A 2108-nucleotide genomic window follows, 5' to 3' on the forward strand; every position below is an offset into this window, starting at 1 on the left:
GCTCTCCTTCCAAGCCATATAGTTGCTGCGCAAGGTCTTCAATTTGTCCACCATCGACCATCAAATACAAACGATGACCCTCTTGCGGCTGCATGTCAGGGACGCTATCGAAAAGATTGCTATGCGCCAAAATAGTCATCACTTCTCGCACTCCTCACATAAAGGAGATTGTCCCTTTAGCGCTTCTACTTGACGTTTAGGCGCCAATGATGACGTATAGTCTGTTCTCGGCGCCCACGATGGTGTCGGTGCCCCTTGCTGTGTTTCTGATGTGGTCATTACATCAACCGCTTGGATATCGGGGAGTGGCGTGGCTTCGGGATCGGCTAAGGCGTCGATGGTTTTTGGACGCTTGGCCATTTGGCCATTAAAGCCTGGTCCACTGCCTGCGCTGCCGCCTGAGTTTAAGTTCACCGCGGCACCAGAAGCATGCACGCCTGCCGCATCCACTTTCACAAAGCTACCGCTGGCACTTAAGGTAACTTCTGCACCGGCTTCGATCACCAGTTTAGCGCCCGTTTTTAGGTGAATGTCACTTCCGGCTTCCACCGCATGAACCTTACCGACTTTATAGTGCTCACTGGCTTTGACGAGATTGGAGTGGTTGCCACCAATACGGGTGCGACTCTCTCCCTCCACGGTATGATGCGCATTGCCCATCACACGATGAAATTGGTCATTGTGCACCTGATGGTGATTGTCATGACCTATCTCGGTCACACGGTCGTTTTCTACCTCGGTGTGCCAGTCTTTTTGTGCGTGTAAATACACTTGCTCACTGCCCGATTGGTCTTCGAACGTGAGCTCGTTGTAGCCCTCGCCTTGGTGGCTCTCGCTGCGCCAAACCGTCTTGGTTTTGTGTGCCGGTAAGGTATAAGGCGGCACATTGGTCGCGTGATAGGTGCGGCCGGTGATAATCGGTTGGTCCGGGTCACCGTGTAAGAAAGACACAATCACTTCATGGCCAATGCGGGGGATGGCCATCATGCCGTATTGGCTGCCCGCCCAACCTTGGGCCACCCGTATCCAGCAGCTGCTTTTGTCATCGCCGTTAGAATAGCGGTCCCACGGGAAGTGGACTTTCACCCGCCCGTGTTCATCACAGAAGATTTCTTCGCCATCCGGTCCCACCACGGTGCCTATCATGGGGCCATCCACTTGAGGTTTAGGCGTGGGGGTGGCGCGCCACGGGGTGGTGGCAGGAATAAGCATAAACTGGTTGTTGTAGGTGGTGGCCCCTTGGCCGCCCTCTTCTTCCAGTGCTTGCGGTTGGCTGCCTTGGTGGTGCACCCGCACCACTTGCCACGCTTGGTTCACGCCCTCATCCAGATGGTCACTGATGGTAAAGCGATAACCCGCCCGTAATGCCGGCTCATTGCTTTGCCCGTTGGCATGCTCGGCCTCACGGCGTAAGTACTCTAAGCGGGTTTGGTTAAATGCCTGACCAGTGGCGTCGTCTTTAAAGCGGCCTGGGAAGTCAAAGTGCTCGTAGCTGTCGGTACGCTGGTAATCAATGCCATCGGCTTGCGCCGCTTGTTGGAAGCTGTAGCGCGGTTTTTTGAAGCTGTAGTCTTTTAACGCCGTGTGGCTAGGCTGCGCCGCGGTGTGGCGTGTGAGCCCATAGATATACGGGGTATCGGTGCGTCCGCCGCTGACAGCATTATAGGGCACAGGACTGTCAAGCTGGGGCAAGCTGTCGGGCGCATCGGTCACTATCAGGGTATGGGTGGTGGCATCGTGCTCATGGTGATACACCAAGCCCTCTTCTGCCGCTAAGCGGTGGAAGAACGCCAAGTCACTTTCACGGTGCTGCACACAGTATTCGCGCTCGGCATAGTCGCGAGTGAGCGAGAAGGTGACGTCCGTGGCGCCCATGTCCGTGAGCAGGGTGTCTAAGATGGTCGGCACGGTTTGGTGCTGGAAGGTGCGACTGTTTTGGCGAAGCGACAGACGATACAGGGCGGGCACCAAGGTTAAGCGGTAGCGGGTAAAGTGATGACCAATGTCACCTTGGCTAAAGGCACTGGCAATGCCTTGCACCCGTTTGACCAGCTCGCCGTTGCGCCACAGCGTCAGCTGCACTGGCTTATCGACCACTTGCTCTGGCG

At 55.9% G+C, this 2108-nt stretch carries 1 protein-coding gene; it reads right to left on the reverse strand.

All coding sequences use genetic code 11. The annotated features are described in order from the left end of the window. Positions 1–138: 138 nt before the first annotated feature. Positions 139–2108 (reverse strand): type VI secretion system tip protein VgrG (locus BZG79_RS14585; protein WP_077774766.1); only part of this gene is annotated, 1970 nt, incomplete at its 5' end.

The organism is Salinivibrio sp. MA427 (genome assembly GCF_001996115.1).
Lineage (GTDB): Bacteria > Pseudomonadota > Gammaproteobacteria > Enterobacterales > Vibrionaceae > Salinivibrio > Salinivibrio costicola.